The sequence below is a fragment of the Rhizobium sp. SU303 genome (assembly GCF_021052345.1).
GTDB lineage: Bacteria > Pseudomonadota > Alphaproteobacteria > Rhizobiales > Rhizobiaceae > Rhizobium > Rhizobium laguerreae.
In genome coordinates this window covers 3,147,842-3,161,313 of record NZ_CP088095.1, presented here as the reverse complement: position 1 = coordinate 3,161,313, position 13,472 = coordinate 3,147,842, and the positions used below count along the sequence as shown (strand labels likewise).

At 60.8% G+C, this 13,472-nt stretch carries 16 protein-coding genes and 1 pseudogene; 15 read left to right on the top strand and 2 right to left on the bottom strand.

Going from position 1 to position 13,472, the window contains the following annotated elements; genetic code table 11:
- Positions 1 to 81: 81 nt before the first annotated feature.
- The 11 genes and pseudogenes from rpoD to RlegSU303_RS15845 all read left to right on the top strand — a co-directional run bounded on the left by rpoD (position 82) and on the right by RlegSU303_RS15845 (position 8,722).
- On the top strand, positions 82 to 2,139 hold the full coding sequence (gene rpoD / locus RlegSU303_RS15895) for an RNA polymerase sigma factor RpoD (protein WP_017961411.1): 2,058 nt from the start codon (positions 82 to 84) through the stop codon (positions 2,137 to 2,139).
- Positions 2,140 to 2,460: 321 nt separating this feature from the next.
- Positions 2,461 to 2,754, top strand: coding sequence for a GYD domain-containing protein (locus RlegSU303_RS15890; protein WP_017961410.1), 294 nt, complete (start codon positions 2,461 to 2,463; stop codon positions 2,752 to 2,754).
- Between the two features lie 84 nt (positions 2,755 to 2,838).
- A pseudogene (locus RlegSU303_RS15885) lies at positions 2,839 to 3,021 on the top strand (DUF930 domain-containing protein); the annotation flags it as partial.
- A gap of 35 nt (positions 3,022 to 3,056) precedes the next feature.
- A complete protein-coding gene (locus RlegSU303_RS15880; RefSeq protein WP_017961408.1) occupies positions 3,057 to 4,154 on the top strand; it encodes a DUF930 domain-containing protein in 1,098 nt (365 codons plus the stop codon).
- Between the two features lie 110 nt (positions 4,155 to 4,264).
- Positions 4,265 to 4,426 carry a hypothetical protein gene (locus tag RlegSU303_RS15875; RefSeq protein ID WP_164986508.1) on the top strand — a complete coding sequence of 54 codons (162 nt, stop codon included), beginning with the start codon at positions 4,265 to 4,267 and terminating at the stop codon, positions 4,424 to 4,426.
- Positions 4,427 to 4,532: 106 nt separating this feature from the next.
- Positions 4,533 to 5,330 carry an APH(3')-II family aminoglycoside O-phosphotransferase gene (locus RlegSU303_RS15870; protein ID WP_017961406.1) on the top strand — a complete coding sequence of 266 codons (798 nt, stop codon included), beginning with the start codon at positions 4,533 to 4,535 and terminating at the stop codon, positions 5,328 to 5,330.
- 79 nt (positions 5,331 to 5,409) lie between these two features.
- Complete coding sequence (locus RlegSU303_RS15865; protein WP_131720184.1) at positions 5,410 to 6,216, top strand: AraC family transcriptional regulator; 807 nt, start codon at positions 5,410 to 5,412, stop codon at positions 6,214 to 6,216.
- An 85-nt stretch (positions 6,217 to 6,301) separates the two neighbouring features.
- Positions 6,302 to 7,198 carry a DMT family transporter gene (locus tag RlegSU303_RS15860; protein WP_017961404.1) on the top strand — a complete coding sequence of 299 codons (897 nt, stop codon included), beginning with the start codon at positions 6,302 to 6,304 and terminating at the stop codon, positions 7,196 to 7,198.
- 3 nt (positions 7,199 to 7,201) lie between these two features.
- Positions 7,202 to 7,894, top strand: a complete 693-nt coding sequence (locus tag RlegSU303_RS15855; RefSeq protein WP_131720185.1) for a B3/B4 domain-containing protein — start codon at positions 7,202 to 7,204, stop codon at positions 7,892 to 7,894.
- 114 nt (positions 7,895 to 8,008) lie between these two features.
- Positions 8,009 to 8,407 carry a DUF427 domain-containing protein gene (locus RlegSU303_RS15850; RefSeq protein WP_011652877.1) on the top strand — a complete coding sequence of 133 codons (399 nt, stop codon included), beginning with the start codon at positions 8,009 to 8,011 and terminating at the stop codon, positions 8,405 to 8,407.
- An 81-nt stretch (positions 8,408 to 8,488) separates the two neighbouring features.
- On the top strand, positions 8,489 to 8,722 hold the full coding sequence (locus tag RlegSU303_RS15845) for a DUF6894 family protein (RefSeq protein WP_131720226.1): 234 nt from the start codon (positions 8,489 to 8,491) through the stop codon (positions 8,720 to 8,722).
- Between the two features lie 167 nt (positions 8,723 to 8,889).
- Here RlegSU303_RS15845 and RlegSU303_RS15840 read toward each other — a convergent pair whose 3' ends face one another.
- Positions 8,890 to 9,135, bottom strand: coding sequence for a DUF6894 family protein (locus tag RlegSU303_RS15840; protein WP_131720186.1), 246 nt, complete (start codon positions 9,133 to 9,135; stop codon positions 8,890 to 8,892).
- 133 nt (positions 9,136 to 9,268) lie between these two features.
- On the opposite strand from RlegSU303_RS15840, the gene RlegSU303_RS15835 reads away from it, so the two are divergent.
- The 3 genes from RlegSU303_RS15835 (at position 9,269) to RlegSU303_RS15825 (ending at position 12,018) form a co-directional block, all read left to right on the top strand.
- Positions 9,269 to 9,988 (top strand): Crp/Fnr family transcriptional regulator, encoded by a 720-nt coding sequence (locus RlegSU303_RS15835; protein WP_062945243.1) that lies wholly within the window; start codon positions 9,269 to 9,271, stop codon positions 9,986 to 9,988.
- 134 nt (positions 9,989 to 10,122) lie between these two features.
- The gene (locus RlegSU303_RS15830; protein WP_131720187.1) at positions 10,123 to 11,343 is read left to right on the top strand and encodes an MFS transporter; all 1,221 of its coding nucleotides are present in this window, start codon (positions 10,123 to 10,125) and stop codon (positions 11,341 to 11,343) included.
- Positions 11,344 to 11,346: 3 nt separating this feature from the next.
- Entirely contained in the window at positions 11,347 to 12,018 is a 672-nt protein-coding gene (locus RlegSU303_RS15825) for a DUF922 domain-containing Zn-dependent protease (protein WP_205928089.1), read from the top strand.
- A 119-nt stretch (positions 12,019 to 12,137) separates the two neighbouring features.
- On the opposite strand, the gene RlegSU303_RS15820 is transcribed toward RlegSU303_RS15825, so the two are convergent.
- Complete coding sequence (locus tag RlegSU303_RS15820) at positions 12,138 to 12,824, bottom strand: HAD family hydrolase (protein WP_131720189.1); 687 nt, start codon at positions 12,822 to 12,824, stop codon at positions 12,138 to 12,140.
- A 214-nt stretch (positions 12,825 to 13,038) separates the two neighbouring features.
- Between RlegSU303_RS15820 and RlegSU303_RS15815 the strand changes: the two genes are divergently transcribed.
- Complete coding sequence (locus RlegSU303_RS15815) at positions 13,039 to 13,392, top strand: DUF1428 domain-containing protein (protein WP_131720190.1); 354 nt, start codon at positions 13,039 to 13,041, stop codon at positions 13,390 to 13,392.
- The last annotated feature ends 80 nt before the right edge of the window (positions 13,393 to 13,472 follow it).

The following is a 13,472-nucleotide window of genomic DNA, read 5'->3' as shown; positions in this document are numbered from 1 at the left end:
CGGCGCGTGCGGCGCGTCAGGCCCTGAGACAGCCCGTTCACCGTAGCGAGATTGGATAGCGTCAGGAAGGCGACGATATAAATGGCAACCAAGGTCAAAGAGAACGAAGACGCGGAAGTCGAACGCGACAGCGCAAGCGACGGCCCTCTTCTCGATCTTTCCGACGACGCGGTCAAGAAGATGATCAAGGCCGCCAAGAAGCGCGGCTATGTGACCATGGACGAGCTCAACGCGGTCCTGCCGTCCGAAGAAGTGACGTCCGAGCAGATCGAAGACACGATGTCGATGCTGTCCGACATGGGCATCAATGTCATCGAAGACGAGGAAGCCGAGGAAGCCGGTGCTTCCGGCGGCAGCGATGACGACGACGCCGGCGGCGACGAGGAGAGCGAAGGCGGCGAACTCGCGCCTTCGAGCGGCACGGCGCTGGCGACCGCCAAGAAAAAAGAACCGACCGACCGTACCGACGATCCGGTTCGCATGTACCTGCGCGAGATGGGCTCGGTGGAGCTTCTTTCCCGCGAGGGCGAAATCGCGATCGCCAAGCGTATCGAGGCCGGCCGCGAGACGATGATTGCGGGTCTCTGCGAGAGCCCGCTGACCTTCCAGGCGCTGATCATCTGGCGCGACGAGCTCAACGAGGGCACGACGCTGCTGCGCGAGATCATCGATCTCGAAACCACCTATTCCGGCCCTGAAGCCAAGGCTGCGCCGCAGTTCCAGAGCCCGGAGAAGATCGAAGCCGATCGCAAGCTCGCAGAAGAGAAGGAAAAGACCCGTCGCGCCCGCTCCGGCGACGACGACATCACCGATGTCGGCGGCGAAGGCCTGCCTCCCGAAGAGGAGGAAGAGGACGAGGACGAATCCAACCTTTCGCTTGCGGCGATGGAAGCCGAGCTTCGCCCGCAGGTGATGGAGACGCTCGATACGATCGCCGAGACCTACAAGAAGCTGCGCAAGCTGCAGGACCAGCAGGTCGAGCAGCGGCTGTCGGCTTCCGGCACGCTGTCCACTGCCCAAGAGCGCCGTTACAAGGAACTCAAAGATGAGCTCATCAAAGCCGTCAAATCTCTGTCCTTGAACCAGAACCGCATCGACGCCCTCGTCGAGCAGCTCTACGACATCAACAAGCGCCTCGTTTCCAACGAGGGCCGCCTGCTGCGTCTGGCCGAATCCTACGGCGTCAAGCGCGACTCCTTCCTGGAGCAGTACCAGGGCGCCGAACTCGATCCGAACTGGATGAAGTCGATCGGCAATCTGGCCGCCCGCGGCTGGAAGGAATTCGCCAGGGGCGAAAACACGACGATCCGCGACATTCGCCAGGAAATCCAGAATCTGGCGACCGAAACCGGTATCTCGATCTCGGAATTCCGCCGCATCGTGCATATGGTGCAGAAGGGCGAGCGCGAAGCGCGCATCGCCAAGAAGGAAATGGTCGAAGCGAACCTTCGCCTGGTCATCTCCATCGCCAAGAAGTACACGAACCGCGGCCTGCAGTTCCTCGACCTCATTCAGGAAGGCAATATCGGCCTGATGAAAGCGGTCGACAAGTTCGAATACCGCCGCGGCTACAAGTTCTCGACCTATGCGACATGGTGGATTCGTCAGGCGATCACCCGTTCGATCGCCGACCAGGCCCGCACGATCCGCATTCCGGTGCACATGATCGAGACGATCAACAAGATCGTCCGCACGTCGCGCCAGATGCTGCACGAGATCGGCCGCGAGCCGACACCGGAAGAACTGGCCGAAAAGCTTGCCATGCCACTCGAAAAGGTCCGCAAGGTCCTGAAGATCGCCAAGGAGCCGATCTCGCTCGAAACCCCTGTCGGTGACGAAGAGGATTCGCATCTCGGCGATTTCATCGAGGACAAGAACGCGCTGCTGCCGATCGACGCCGCCATCCAGGCGAACCTGCGCGAGACGACCACCCGTGTTCTCGCCTCGCTGACGCCGCGCGAAGAACGTGTGCTGCGCATGCGCTTCGGCATCGGCATGAACACCGACCACACGCTTGAAGAAGTTGGCCAGCAGTTCTCGGTCACCCGTGAACGTATCCGCCAGATCGAGGCGAAGGCGCTGCGCAAGCTGAAGCATCCGAGCCGCTCCAGAAAGCTGAGAAGCTTCCTCGACAGCTAAGACTTCGGCCACGTCGTTCTGATTGGAAAAGCCGGGCTTCATGCCCGGCTTTTCCTTTTGTGATTAATACCAATGAGCCCGGCATCTTTCTTGTCCCTCCATGGTGACAAGCCTATAATCCGGCCACGGGGGAAGGCATCGATCGCAACGCGCGAGCGAGGGTCGACGTATGCCTGCGTGGACCACTCCTCCGCTAGATCCGGATAATTTCAGGCCTGACGGGCCTAAAATCTGAATCTGGATCCACATCAAAGCAATAGAGTATATGCGTTGTCCGAAAACGGCTGACACTTTTCGGCATCATGCTCTGGGAGGTGCGACATGACCACTTACATTCTTTTGATCAATTGGACGGACCAGGGCATCCGCAATGTGCGCGACTCAGCAAAACGGCTCGATGCCGCGAAGAAATTGCTCACCGGCGTCGGAGGCTCCATCAACCAATTCTACCTGACGATGGGCGGGCATGACATGGTCGCCGTCTGCGAGGCGCCCGATGACGCCGTCATGGCGCATTTTACGCTCTCATTGGCGATGGGCGGCAATGTCCGCACGGAGACGCTGAAGGCATTCCCGGAAGCCGCCTACCGGGATCTCATCGGCTCACTCGGGTAGCCGAGGGCCGAAGATCGTCGATCTTAGATGTTGCGGAGCACTCGCTGCGCTGGCAATGTCGCGGCAGGCTCCGGCCCGACTTTGGAGAAGGTCAGCGGTAACAATGTCGAGGTGAAGGGCGGTGCCTTCCACATCCAGTTTTAATGCGAGCTCGATGCCCGCTCCGGCAAGGTCCTGTCCTTTGCCTTCCTTGTCGGCGATGCCATTCCGCGAGATGAATGGCAGGAGCACAATCTGGTGGCGGACGATGGAGCGGCCGACCAATAACCCTCATCGCTGCTCGATCACGCGGTTTTTTTCTTTTGTGGCTTGATGCTGCCGGTTTTAGAGGCCACATCGCTGCTGTGACAGAAGAAGACGTAGAACCGGCGGAAGCGCAGCACGAAACGGGAAAGCAGCGGCCTGAAATCCGCTGGGGCGTCGTCGCGTCCGTTGCTGCCCATATTCCTATCGTTGCTCTTCTCATTTTCGGGCTGCCGAAGATCGAGCCGAAGCCTGCCGAAGACGAGAGCGTGAAGGTGGAACTCGTCCCGCCGCCGGAGGAGAAAAAACCGGAGCCTAAGCCCAAGCCACCGGAGCCGAAGCCGCCGGAAGAGGCCAAGAAGGAACCTCCGCCACCGCCGCCACCACCTCCGCCACCGCCTCCGCCGGCCAGCAAGACTCCCGAGCAAGCTAAGCCGAGGCCCATGCCGACTCTGAGCCCTGTCATCGAGTTTGGCGACAGGAATAGTGGCCCCAAAAAGTCGTTGGCGGGAAATTCTCCTCAGGGCGAAACCAAACCCGCAACAACTCCGCCGCAGCACGATGCCGAACCGGCGCAGATGCCGACAAAGACTGCTGCAGAAAAACCAAAAACTGAGGAGCCTCCGTCAAAACCGGTGCCGGACGACGTGAAGCTTCCTGAGGTCGCGACGACTGACGTTTCCCCAGAGCGAAATGGGCCACCGACAGACGTCTCTGGCGAAGCCAATACAAGCATCGAGGAGGCCAAGCCGCCGGAGCAGCAGACGGCTGAGAAACCGAAAGTGATAGCTAAGGACGATCTGCCCAAGGCAAAAACTCTGTTTTCACGGACGGAAGATGGCAGTTTGTTTGCGCAAACTGCGGTCAGTGGTCTTCCGCGCAAAGAGCGAGTGGCCACGCTTTGCACCACCGAGCTTCAGGGCCAACTCGTTCACGGTTCGCCGCCTTATTTCCCGTCCGCATTGCCTAGTTTTGGATTGCGAACCGGTACCATCCTTGATGTAAGAGATGCCGCCTTTGGCACATTCAAGGGCTGGTACCAGGTTCGTTTCCGTTGCGAGGTGGATGAGGAAGCGACGAAAGTCGTGTCATTTGCCCACGAAGTTGGTGGATTGATCCCCCGTAGTCAGTATGCGAAATATGAAATTCGTGACTAGCCCTAGCGATCCTGGATTGCGTCTCATTCGGGAAAAAGCCACGCGCAAGGAACCGCACCTAGCCTCTTTTCATGGCCGTGATGATTCCGGTGAAGAAGAGGACAGATGATATGTCGAACGAGATCGAGCGTTTCTTTGAGCATCAGGACGAAGCCGTCAGTGCGCTGTTCCTGGAAAACAAGGGCGACGAGCTGACCGATATTCTGGTGGCTGCTCTGGAAGAGGCTTTTGAAATACTTCTCGAAGCCGCACCCGCCGAAACCGTTCATTGAGGTCGCAGACAGCTCGCTCAGTCTGCCAATGTGTGCTGAGCGATCGCGTCGCTTGCGCTGTCCCGTCTTGTCGGGATAATGCGCCAGCATCAATGGCCTAGATATCATGTCGATTTTCCAAGAGGATCAACCGCCGCCGGCGAGCGCGCTCGATGCCCGTCTGGCCGGTTACCGGTTCGAACGCGATGCGCTCGGCCGCTCCGCCGCAAGTGTCTTCCGGCTGGAAGCTCCGGGATTGCGGACGCTTTATCTGAAGGTCGAAGAGGTCGGTCCTTTCGGCGAACTCGCTGACGAGGCCGCCAGGCTTCGCTGGGTCAAGGCTTCCGGTCTGCCCTGTCCCGATATCATTGCAGAGGACAGCGACGGTGCGCGCAACCGGTTGCTGATCAGCGCGCTGCCTGGGAGTGATCTCGCCAGTGCATCAGTGCTGACGCCGCTTGCGCGGGTTGAACTGCTGGCTGCGGCGCTTCATGACCTGCATCGCCTGCCGATCGCATCCTGCCCCTTCGATCACCGGCTGGAGACACGTATCGCGACGGCAAAAGCGCGGATGCAGGCCGGTATCGTCGACGAGACCGATTTCGATGAGACGCGGCTTGGAAAAAGTGCGGAGGCTCTGTTTGCCGAACTCGAAAGCGGGAGGCCTGGCCGCGAGGATCTCGTCGTCACCCATGGTGATGCCTGCCTGCCGAATTTCACCGCATCGGAAGAGGGATTTTCGGGCTATATCGACTGCAGCCGTCTCGGCGTCGCCGACCGCTATCAGGATATCGCGCTCGCCTGCCGCAGCATTGCCCACAATTTCGGCGAGGCGCTGGTGCAGCCCTTCCTTGATCGCTACGGCATGCCGGCCGCGGATCCGGCAAGGCTCGCCTACTACCAGTTGCTCGACGAGTTCTTCTAAGCAGCCGGTTTAGCCGCAACGATTGCGTCATCTCACGGCGGCTGGCAGAGTATCCGGCGATCGGACCTGCGGGCAGATAATGGCGAAAAACCAGTTCAGGATGTTGCGCTCGGCGCTATCAGGCGTCGAAGCGGTGGAGGCGGCAACGCATCACAGCTTTGCGCGCCATACGCATGAGCAGTTCGGCATCGGCCTGATATCCGCCGGGGCACAGTCGTCGCTCAGCGGCCGCGGCATGGTGGAGGCTGAGGCCGGCGACATCATCACGGTCAATCCGAACGAGGTGCATGACGGCGCGCCGATCGGCGAGGGCCGGTCGTGGCGCATCCTCTATTTCGATCCCGCCATCGTCACCGGTCTGTCGCGAGAGATCAGCGAAGACGGGGCAGGACGATCGGAAATTCCGCATCCCGTCATCCGCAATGCGGCGATCGCCGCCCGTTTCGAAGCGCTGTTTCGCGCGGTGACCGGCGATGGAGCGGCGGACGAGTTGCTGCATGAGGAACTGCTTCTGCAACTCGTCGCCGATGTCATGCGCGAGCGCTGCGGTGCCGAAGAGCGGCCACTGGTGCCGGCGTCGATCTGCGCGGCACGAGACCTGATCGACGACGATCCGCTTGCCGCCGTTTCGCTTGCCGATCTCTCCAGGGAAAGCGGACTCAGCCGCTTCCAGGTTCTGCGCGGTTTTGCCAAGGCGACCGGATTGACGCCGCACGCCTATCTCGTCCAAGCCCGCATTCATATCGCCCGCCGGCTGATCGCTCAGGGCATGCCGCTTGCGGAAGCGGCCTTTGCCAGCGGCTTTGCCGATCAGAGCCACATGACGCGCGTCTTCGTGCGCAAATACGGTCTGTCGCCGCGCCTCTATGCCGGCGCCTTTCTCTGAGCAGCTGCTTTGCACCTGTGCAATTTCGTTCAAGACCCTGATCCATCCCTGCTGTTTTCTCGGCGCATTCAACAGGAGACGCTGAATGTCGAGGCAGGTTCAAGGTTATGTCTATCTGGCGCTGGCGATGCTGACGGTCGGAAGCACTGTGATCGCAAGCAAGCTGATCGCGTCGGGTCTGCCGCCGTTCAGCGCCACCGCATTGCGCTTCGCCATCGCCTTTCCTGTCCTTCTCCTGCTGATGTGGGCGACCGGCGCGCGGCTGCCGAGGTTTTCCCGGCATGACCGCCTCATCCTTGTCATTCAGGCCGGGGCCGGCAGCGTCGGTTATACGACGCTGCTGATCTCCGGCCTCAGCCTGACCTCGGCGGCCGATGCCGGCGTCATCATCGGCACGCTGCCGGTGGTGTCGGCCGCAATCTCCATCCTGCTGCTGCGCGAACGGCCGCAGCGTGCGCTGCTTCTTGCCGTGGCGCTCGCAACGGCGGGCGTGCTTTCGATCGCCTTCACGCCGGATGCGGCCGGAGGGGCGCTCTCCGGCAATGCGCTGATCTTCCTGGCCGTCGTCTGCGAGGGGCTGTTCATCCTGCTGAACAAAAGGCTGAAGACGGAGATTGCGCCGCTTGCGCAGTCGACGCTGATGGCCGGCATCGGCTTTATCGTTGCCGCCATCCCGGCTATTTTCGAAGTGCCTTTCGCAGATGGTATTTCGGCAAGCGCTGTCGCCGCCGTCGTCTATTATGCGCTGGTGCCGACCGTCGGCGGATTTCTGCTGTGGTATGCGGGGGCAGAAAGGGTGAGTGGCACGGAGGCCGCGCTCTTCACCGCGCTGGCGCCGGTTTCCGCCGTCATGCTTGCCTTCATCATTCTTGGCGAGCCGGTCGGGCTCAGCCAGATCGCGGGTATCGCCTGCGTGCTTGCGGCCGTGCTCGGGCTTGCCTTTGCCGGGAGCCGTTCAGTGAAACTTGCCGGAGGGAGATAGACCATGCAGTTCAGCCATTCCGATGCCATGTGGCAGGCCTTTCCGGAGCTTCGCGCCGGCGCGCTCCATGCCAACGGCATCCATGCAGATGCCGATGTCGAGGCGGCAATCGTAAGCTTCAGCGCGATCGCCGAGGCCCGGCTGGTCAAAGCGCAGGAAGGCGAATTCCCCGAAATCCAGGCTTGGCGGCGCGGCTTTTCCCGCATGGGGCTGAAGCCGACGCAATATCGCTGCGCTTCCGAGGCGCTGCTGCGCCGCTTCCGCCAGGAACATGCGCTGCCGCGCCTGCATCCGCTCATCGATCTCTGCAATGCGATTTCGCTCGCCTTCGCCATTCCGGTCGCCGTCTTCGACGTCGAAAGGATCGATGGCGATCTCGAAGTCCGGCGAGCCAAGGGTGACGAGACCTATCTGACTTTCGCCGGCGAAATCGAGCATCCGGAGGCGAACGAAGTGATCTTCGCAGACGATGAGCACAGGGCACATGCGCGGCGCTGGACGAACCGGCAGAGCGGGCTTTCGGCGGTGCGGCAGACGACGCGCTCGGTGCTGATCGTTGTCGAGGCCCTGCACGTCTCGGCCGGCGACGACATCGCCCGCCTGGTCGAAACAGCTGCTGATGCGCTTGTACGTCACTGGCCGGTGGTGGCGAAAACGGCGATACTCAGTCCGGTATCACCGCGTTTCGAATTCTAAGGTTGACCCCAGGTGTCGTCAGATCAGTAGGTTCGAGGCCTTGGGCCGGCGGCATGTCCGCCCTATCTCCATGGGACCGATACCTTCCGGAGACGAACCCCCATGTCAGAAAAAATGTCAGACAAGTCGATCAAGATTCCGGGGCCGGATCATCCGATCACGGTCGAGCACAATCCTTCCCGCGTCGTCGTCACGCTCGGCGGCAAGACGATTGCCGATACGCGCGATGCGCTGACGCTGTGCGAGGCCTCCTATCCGCCGGTGCAGTATATTCCGCGCAGGGACGTGGACATGTCGCTGCTTCAACGCACCGACCATAGCAGCCATTGCCCCTATAAGGGCGACGCCTCCTATTACAGCATCATTCCGGGCGGGGAGCGCTCGAAGAATGCCGTCTGGACCTACGAGGCGCCGAATGCCGCGGTCAGCAGTATCAAGGATCATCTCGCCTTCTATCCCGACCGCGTCGACGGTATCGAGGAAATGGCCTCTCCGGAAGCCGGCGCCTTCTGACGCGGCACATGACATTGAAACCCTTTCCGGCGGAACATGTTGTCCGCCGGACCGTTAGGTTCATCTAGCGGGGGATATGCCGTGCCGAAATTCTACTTTCAACTTTTCGATCGTGATGGCGCCGGGACGACCGAGACGGCATATGATTTTGAATCCGTCGAAGCAGCGAAAGCGGAGGCGCGGCGCGTGTTGGCGGAGATGGCCACAGAAGGCTTGCCGGCTGCACCTTTGAATATGATGTCGGTGGAACTCTTCGATGAAAGCCGTAGGCCGCTTGCGGAAATCCGGCTCATTCTCGAAGAAATTCCGAAATAGCCGTGATCGGCTTGCCGGCTGCGATCCCTGTCGATCCAGGCCAAAGCAATCAAAAGACTATGTCAAATTTAATTGCCGGCTATGAAGGCGGGTCTTAGCGTCGCGCCAATCGACCGAGTCGGATTGATGCGTAGGAGTGACCGTCGGCAGCCCTTAAACGGCAGCCGCTATCGTAAGACGTCGAGCCATTCATTGCTGAAGACGAGGCTCGCAACCGTGACCGGATCGCCGCTTTCGTCGCGAACGGTGATGGCGATGGTCATGCGATCACCCGCCGGCAATTCGTCGCGGGCCACATCCAGAAGGATGCGGGTCAGCTCTTTCGGAATGTCTTCACGAGATTTGAGCTCGGTACCGTGCTCGTCGCGCGTGGGACCTTCGCCGTTGTGTAGATCGAAATAGTAGCGAGCCATGTTTTTTCCTGCGGGTCACAGGGAGAAATCACAGATGAAGACAATTGTTCCCGAGGCTAGGCATTGATTCTTATAGAAAATACAGGTCGCATCGAAATGGTCCGGAACTCTTGCGATATCGGCGGGCAAGACCGTGATTGAACCCCTGCTGCTGAATCTTGGCAGCCGCGATGTGCTGTCGGCCGAAGAGGAAAGCCATCTCAGAGCGATCATCGTCAAAGACAGGTATTTTGCTGCCGGGGAGGATCTCGTCTCCGAAGGGAGCCGACCGGGCTACAGCACACTGCTGCTCGATGGTTTTGCGGCGCGCTATAAGGTGATGGCCGATGGCAGCCGCCAGATCACCGCGCTGCATGTCGCCGGCGATTTCGTCGATCTGCATGCTTTCCCGATCAAAAAGATGGATCACGGCATCGTCGCGCTGTCGTCCTGTCATGTTGCGTTCGCCGATCACGCCGATCTCAAGGCGATCACCGAGCGCATGCCGCATCTGACGCGGCTGCTCTGGCTCGATACGCTGGTCGATGGCGCCATCCACCGCGAGTGGATCGTCGCCATGGGCCGGCGCTCCAAGCGCGCCCATATCGCCCATCTCGTCTGCGAACTCTTCGTGCGGCTGCAGGTGGTGAAGCGGACGCGGGGGGCAAGCTTCCAGTTTCCGTTGACGCAGATCGAGATGGCCGACGTGCTCGGCGTCTCCGTCGTCCACCTGAACAAGACTTTGCAGGCGCTGAGGCGCGAGGGCGTGTTCACCTGGGAGAACCGGACGATCACCATCGTCGACTGGGAACGCCTGCAGGAAATCGCCGAATTCGATCCTGGCTATCTCAGCATCTTCAGGGAACCACGCTAAGAACGAGGTATCACACAATCCGCTGACACCAGCTCATTGCGATTGACAATTCGACCATTCGGGCAGAACACCGCCTCGACCTTCTTAAAACTCCTATAAGGCTGGCGCGACCGTAGCCGGCCGGTGACATCGCAATGGACATATCCCAAGGACCGGGGAGCGTTCTTCGCCACCCCGGCTATCTGAACTTCGCCGCCTCCCGCGTTTTTTCCTCGCTTTCCTTCCAGTCCATTGGCATCGCCATGGGGTGGATGATCTACGACCAGACGCACAGCGCCTTTGCGCTCGGCCTCGTCGGCTTGTGCCAGTTTCTGCCGATGGCGGTGCTGACCTTCGTCGTCGGCCATGTCGCCGACCGGTTCGACCGGCGGCGCATCGGGCTCGTCTGCCAGTTGATCGAAGCGTTGACGGCGCTGGTGCTGGCGGTTGCCACCTGGCAGCAATGGCTGACACCGGCCGGCATCCTTGCCGCAGTCACCGTGCTCGGCGCCGTTGTCGCCTTCGAGCGCCCAACCATGGCGGCCCTGCTGCCGAACATCGTGCCGGCCTCGATGTTGCAGAAGGCGGTCGCAACCTCGACCTCGTTGATGCAGACGGCGATGATCATCGGCCCCTCGCTCGGCGGCCTGCTTTATGGCCTCCACCCCGTCGCGCCTTTCGCTATATCCGCGCTGCTCTTTGCCGTTGCAAGCTTCAACGTCATCTCGATCCGCATGCAATGGAGCCCTGCCAAGCGCGAGCCGGTGACGCTCGCCTCGGTCTTTGCCGGCGTCTCCTTCATCCGCAGCCGGCCGGTGATGCTCGGGACGATCTCGCTCGATCTCTTCGCGGTGCTGCTCGGCGGCGCGACGGCGCTGCTGCCGATGTTCGCCAGCGATATCCTGCATGCCGGTCCATGGGGCCTCGGTTTTCTCCGCGCGGCCCCGGCGGTCGGCGCGCTTGCCATGTCGATCATGCTCGCCCGCCGGCCACTGAGCAGCAATGTCGGGCGCAAGATGCTGGCCGCCGTCGCCGTGTTCGGCGTCGCCACCATCGTCTTCTCGCTCTCCACCAATATCGCGCTGTCCGTGCTGGCACTGTTCGTCATCGGCGCGTCCGATACGGTGAGCGTCGTCGTGCGCAGTTCGCTGGTGCAGCTTCTGACGCCGGACGAAATGCGTGGTCGTGTCAGTGCCGTCAACTCGCTGTTCATCGGCACCTCCAACCAGCTCGGCGAATTTGAATCCGGCATGATGGCGGCAGCCCTCGGGCCGGTCGCCACAGGCGTCGTCGGCGGGCTCGGCACGATCGTCGTCGTGCTCCTGTGGATGCGGCTCTTCCCCGATCTCACCAAGGTCAAGACGCTGCAGGGCTAACACATGCATGACGCGTTGAAAGCGGTGACCGCTCCCGTTAGGTTCGGCCCGAAACATCATTCGGCGGAGCCGCGCGTGACGACAAATTTTCTATCCTATGTGCTTGCGGCGGTTTTCACGTCGGTGCCGGCGGTGGCGCTGGCCGAGTGGCAGGCGGTCGAAGAGGTGCGGCCCTATTCGATATCAGGCACGTCGGGGGCCGGGCTCTATGCATCGATCGGCGAGCGTGGGCCGAAGGCGGGCGGCTTCGGCCGGGCAATCGCGCATACGACGTTCAAGCTGACCTGGACCAGGAAATACGAACCGCAGGGCAATGCCTGCGTGATCGTGACCAACCGGCCGAAGCTCATCATCACCTATACGCTGCCGAAACCATCTGCTGCGCTGCCGGCCGCCGTGAAGAGCAGCTGGGAGGCCTTCATATCAGGTGTGCAGGCGCATGAGCGGGTGCATGGCGAGACCATCAAGGAGATGGTCAAGGAGATCGAGGCGACGAGCATCGGCCTCACCGTTGCCGACGATCCCGATTGCAAGAAGATCAGAATCGAGCTGACACGCCGCCTTGGCGAGATCTCCCAAAGACAACGCCAGCGCGGCCGCGACTTCGACAAGATCGAAATGGGTGATGGCGGCAATATCCAGCAGCTCATCCTCAAGCTGGTCAATGGACCATAATAGGGCCGAAGCGGATAACGGGCGACCTTCTCAAGGCCGAGCCCAGAAGCTCGGGTGCGGCTATCAGGTTGCAGCCAAATGCATGGGTGTCACCTTTGGGAGCGGGTGCTTCGTCGCTATCAATCCTCGGTGAGTGCGTTCAGATCGCGGACAAGGGCTATCAGTTGCGGCAGCAACTCTATTCGATACCGCGGCGAGGGCAGCGAAGCGGGCCAGGCGTTTTTCGGGCCGCAATAGACGGCATGCATGCCGGCGTTGTCTGCTCCAAGAATATCGGCCTCGGGATTGTCGCCGACGAAGAGACAGTTGTCGACCGGCAGGTCGAGACGGCCAGCAGCCAGCTCGAAAATTTCCCGCGCCGGTTTGCGAAGGCCGATATCTCCTGAAATGACCACCAGGTCGAGCCCTTCGTTCAGTCCCGCCGCCGCGATTTTCGGTAGCTGAACATTGCCTTCGCCATTGCTGACGACGCCGATTAGAACGCCGTATTGCTTCAGCGCCGAAATGGTCTGTTTTGCCCCTGACATGGGAACAGCCATGCCGGGATACACTGTCTCGAAGTCGTGGAAGAGGGCTGCAGCAAGCTCGCCTGGAAGACCGAATGTCTCCGCCAAGCGCGGATAAAGATCGCGCTTTCTGACCAGCCCGGCTTTCTCCAACCGCAGGAATTCAGCAATGTAGCGCTGTTCCTCGACACCGTGCTCGCCAAGACGAAATCGCTGATACTGGAGCGGCAGGAAGGTGAGGACGGTAGCGGTCTTGTCGATGAGGGTCTCGTCAAGATCAAAAAGGACCGCTCTAATCATGGTGTCCCGCCCGATGCTCACTCGAAGGATTGCTCTGCAAAGCCGGTAAAGCGGAAAACCGGATCGGGGTCAAACCTCACGAATCGAATGGACGATCGACAGCGGCGCAAATCCGAGATGAAAAGGCGGTTGAGCGCTTCGTCCCTGGACCTGCCTGGCCGCCGTCCTATCTCCTCCGCGATAACAAGGCGCAGAGACGCAAAGGAGGAGCGAGATGTCCTATGTCGATGGTTTCGTCGTGGCGGTTCCGAAGGGGAATATCGAGGCCTACAAGGAATTCTCGACCTTCGCCGGCTCGATCTGGAAGGAATATGGCGCTCTCGAATATGTGGAATGTATCGGCGACGACGTGCCCTATGGCGAGTTGACCTCCTTTCCCCGCGCCGTGCAGGCGAAGGAGGACGAGGTGGTGGTGTTTTCCTGGATCGTCTACGGCTCGCGCCAGGAGCGCGACGATATCAATGCCAAGGTGATGGCCGATCCCAGGCTCAAGGGCGACCAGTGGCAGATGCCGTTCGACGGCAAGCGGATGATCTATGGCGGCTTCGAGACGCTGCTCAGGCTCTGATCGCCCGGGCAAGCTTGACTTTGCCCCGCGCGAGCTTGACTTGCGGCAAGCGGCGCGCCAACTCGCGAGAGATGTTATCT

What these genes read in the sequence shown, in the direction of transcription:
- RlegSU303_RS15875 (WP_164986508.1), top strand. Translation starts at nt 4,265, where the DNA reads ATGTCGAACGAGATCGAGCGTTTCTTTGAGCATCAGGACGAAGCCGTC.
- RlegSU303_RS15825 (WP_205928089.1), top strand. Translation starts at nt 11,347, where the DNA reads ATGCATGACGCGTTGAAAGCGGTGACCGCTCCCGTTAGGTTCGGCCCG.
- RlegSU303_RS15815 (WP_131720190.1), top strand. Translation starts at nt 13,039, where the DNA reads ATGTCCTATGTCGATGGTTTCGTCGTGGCGGTTCCGAAGGGGAATATC.
- RlegSU303_RS15860 (WP_017961404.1), top strand. Translation starts at nt 6,302, where the DNA reads ATGTCGAGGCAGGTTCAAGGTTATGTCTATCTGGCGCTGGCGATGCTG.
- rpoD (WP_017961411.1), top strand. Translation starts at nt 82, where the DNA reads ATGGCAACCAAGGTCAAAGAGAACGAAGACGCGGAAGTCGAACGCGAC.
- RlegSU303_RS15840 (WP_131720186.1), bottom strand. Translation starts at nt 9,135, where the DNA reads ATGGCTCGCTACTATTTCGATCTACACAACGGCGAAGGTCCCACGCGC.
- RlegSU303_RS15830 (WP_131720187.1), top strand. Translation starts at nt 10,123, where the DNA reads ATGGACATATCCCAAGGACCGGGGAGCGTTCTTCGCCACCCCGGCTAT.
- RlegSU303_RS15850 (WP_011652877.1), top strand. Translation starts at nt 8,009, where the DNA reads ATGTCAGACAAGTCGATCAAGATTCCGGGGCCGGATCATCCGATCACG.
- RlegSU303_RS15865 (WP_131720184.1), top strand. Translation starts at nt 5,410, where the DNA reads ATGGCGAAAAACCAGTTCAGGATGTTGCGCTCGGCGCTATCAGGCGTC.
- RlegSU303_RS15820 (WP_131720189.1), bottom strand. Translation starts at nt 12,824, where the DNA reads ATGATTAGAGCGGTCCTTTTTGATCTTGACGAGACCCTCATCGACAAG.
- RlegSU303_RS15870 (WP_017961406.1), top strand. Translation starts at nt 4,533, where the DNA reads ATGTCGATTTTCCAAGAGGATCAACCGCCGCCGGCGAGCGCGCTCGAT.
- RlegSU303_RS15890 (WP_017961410.1), top strand. Translation starts at nt 2,461, where the DNA reads ATGACCACTTACATTCTTTTGATCAATTGGACGGACCAGGGCATCCGC.
- RlegSU303_RS15855 (WP_131720185.1), top strand. Translation starts at nt 7,202, where the DNA reads ATGCAGTTCAGCCATTCCGATGCCATGTGGCAGGCCTTTCCGGAGCTT.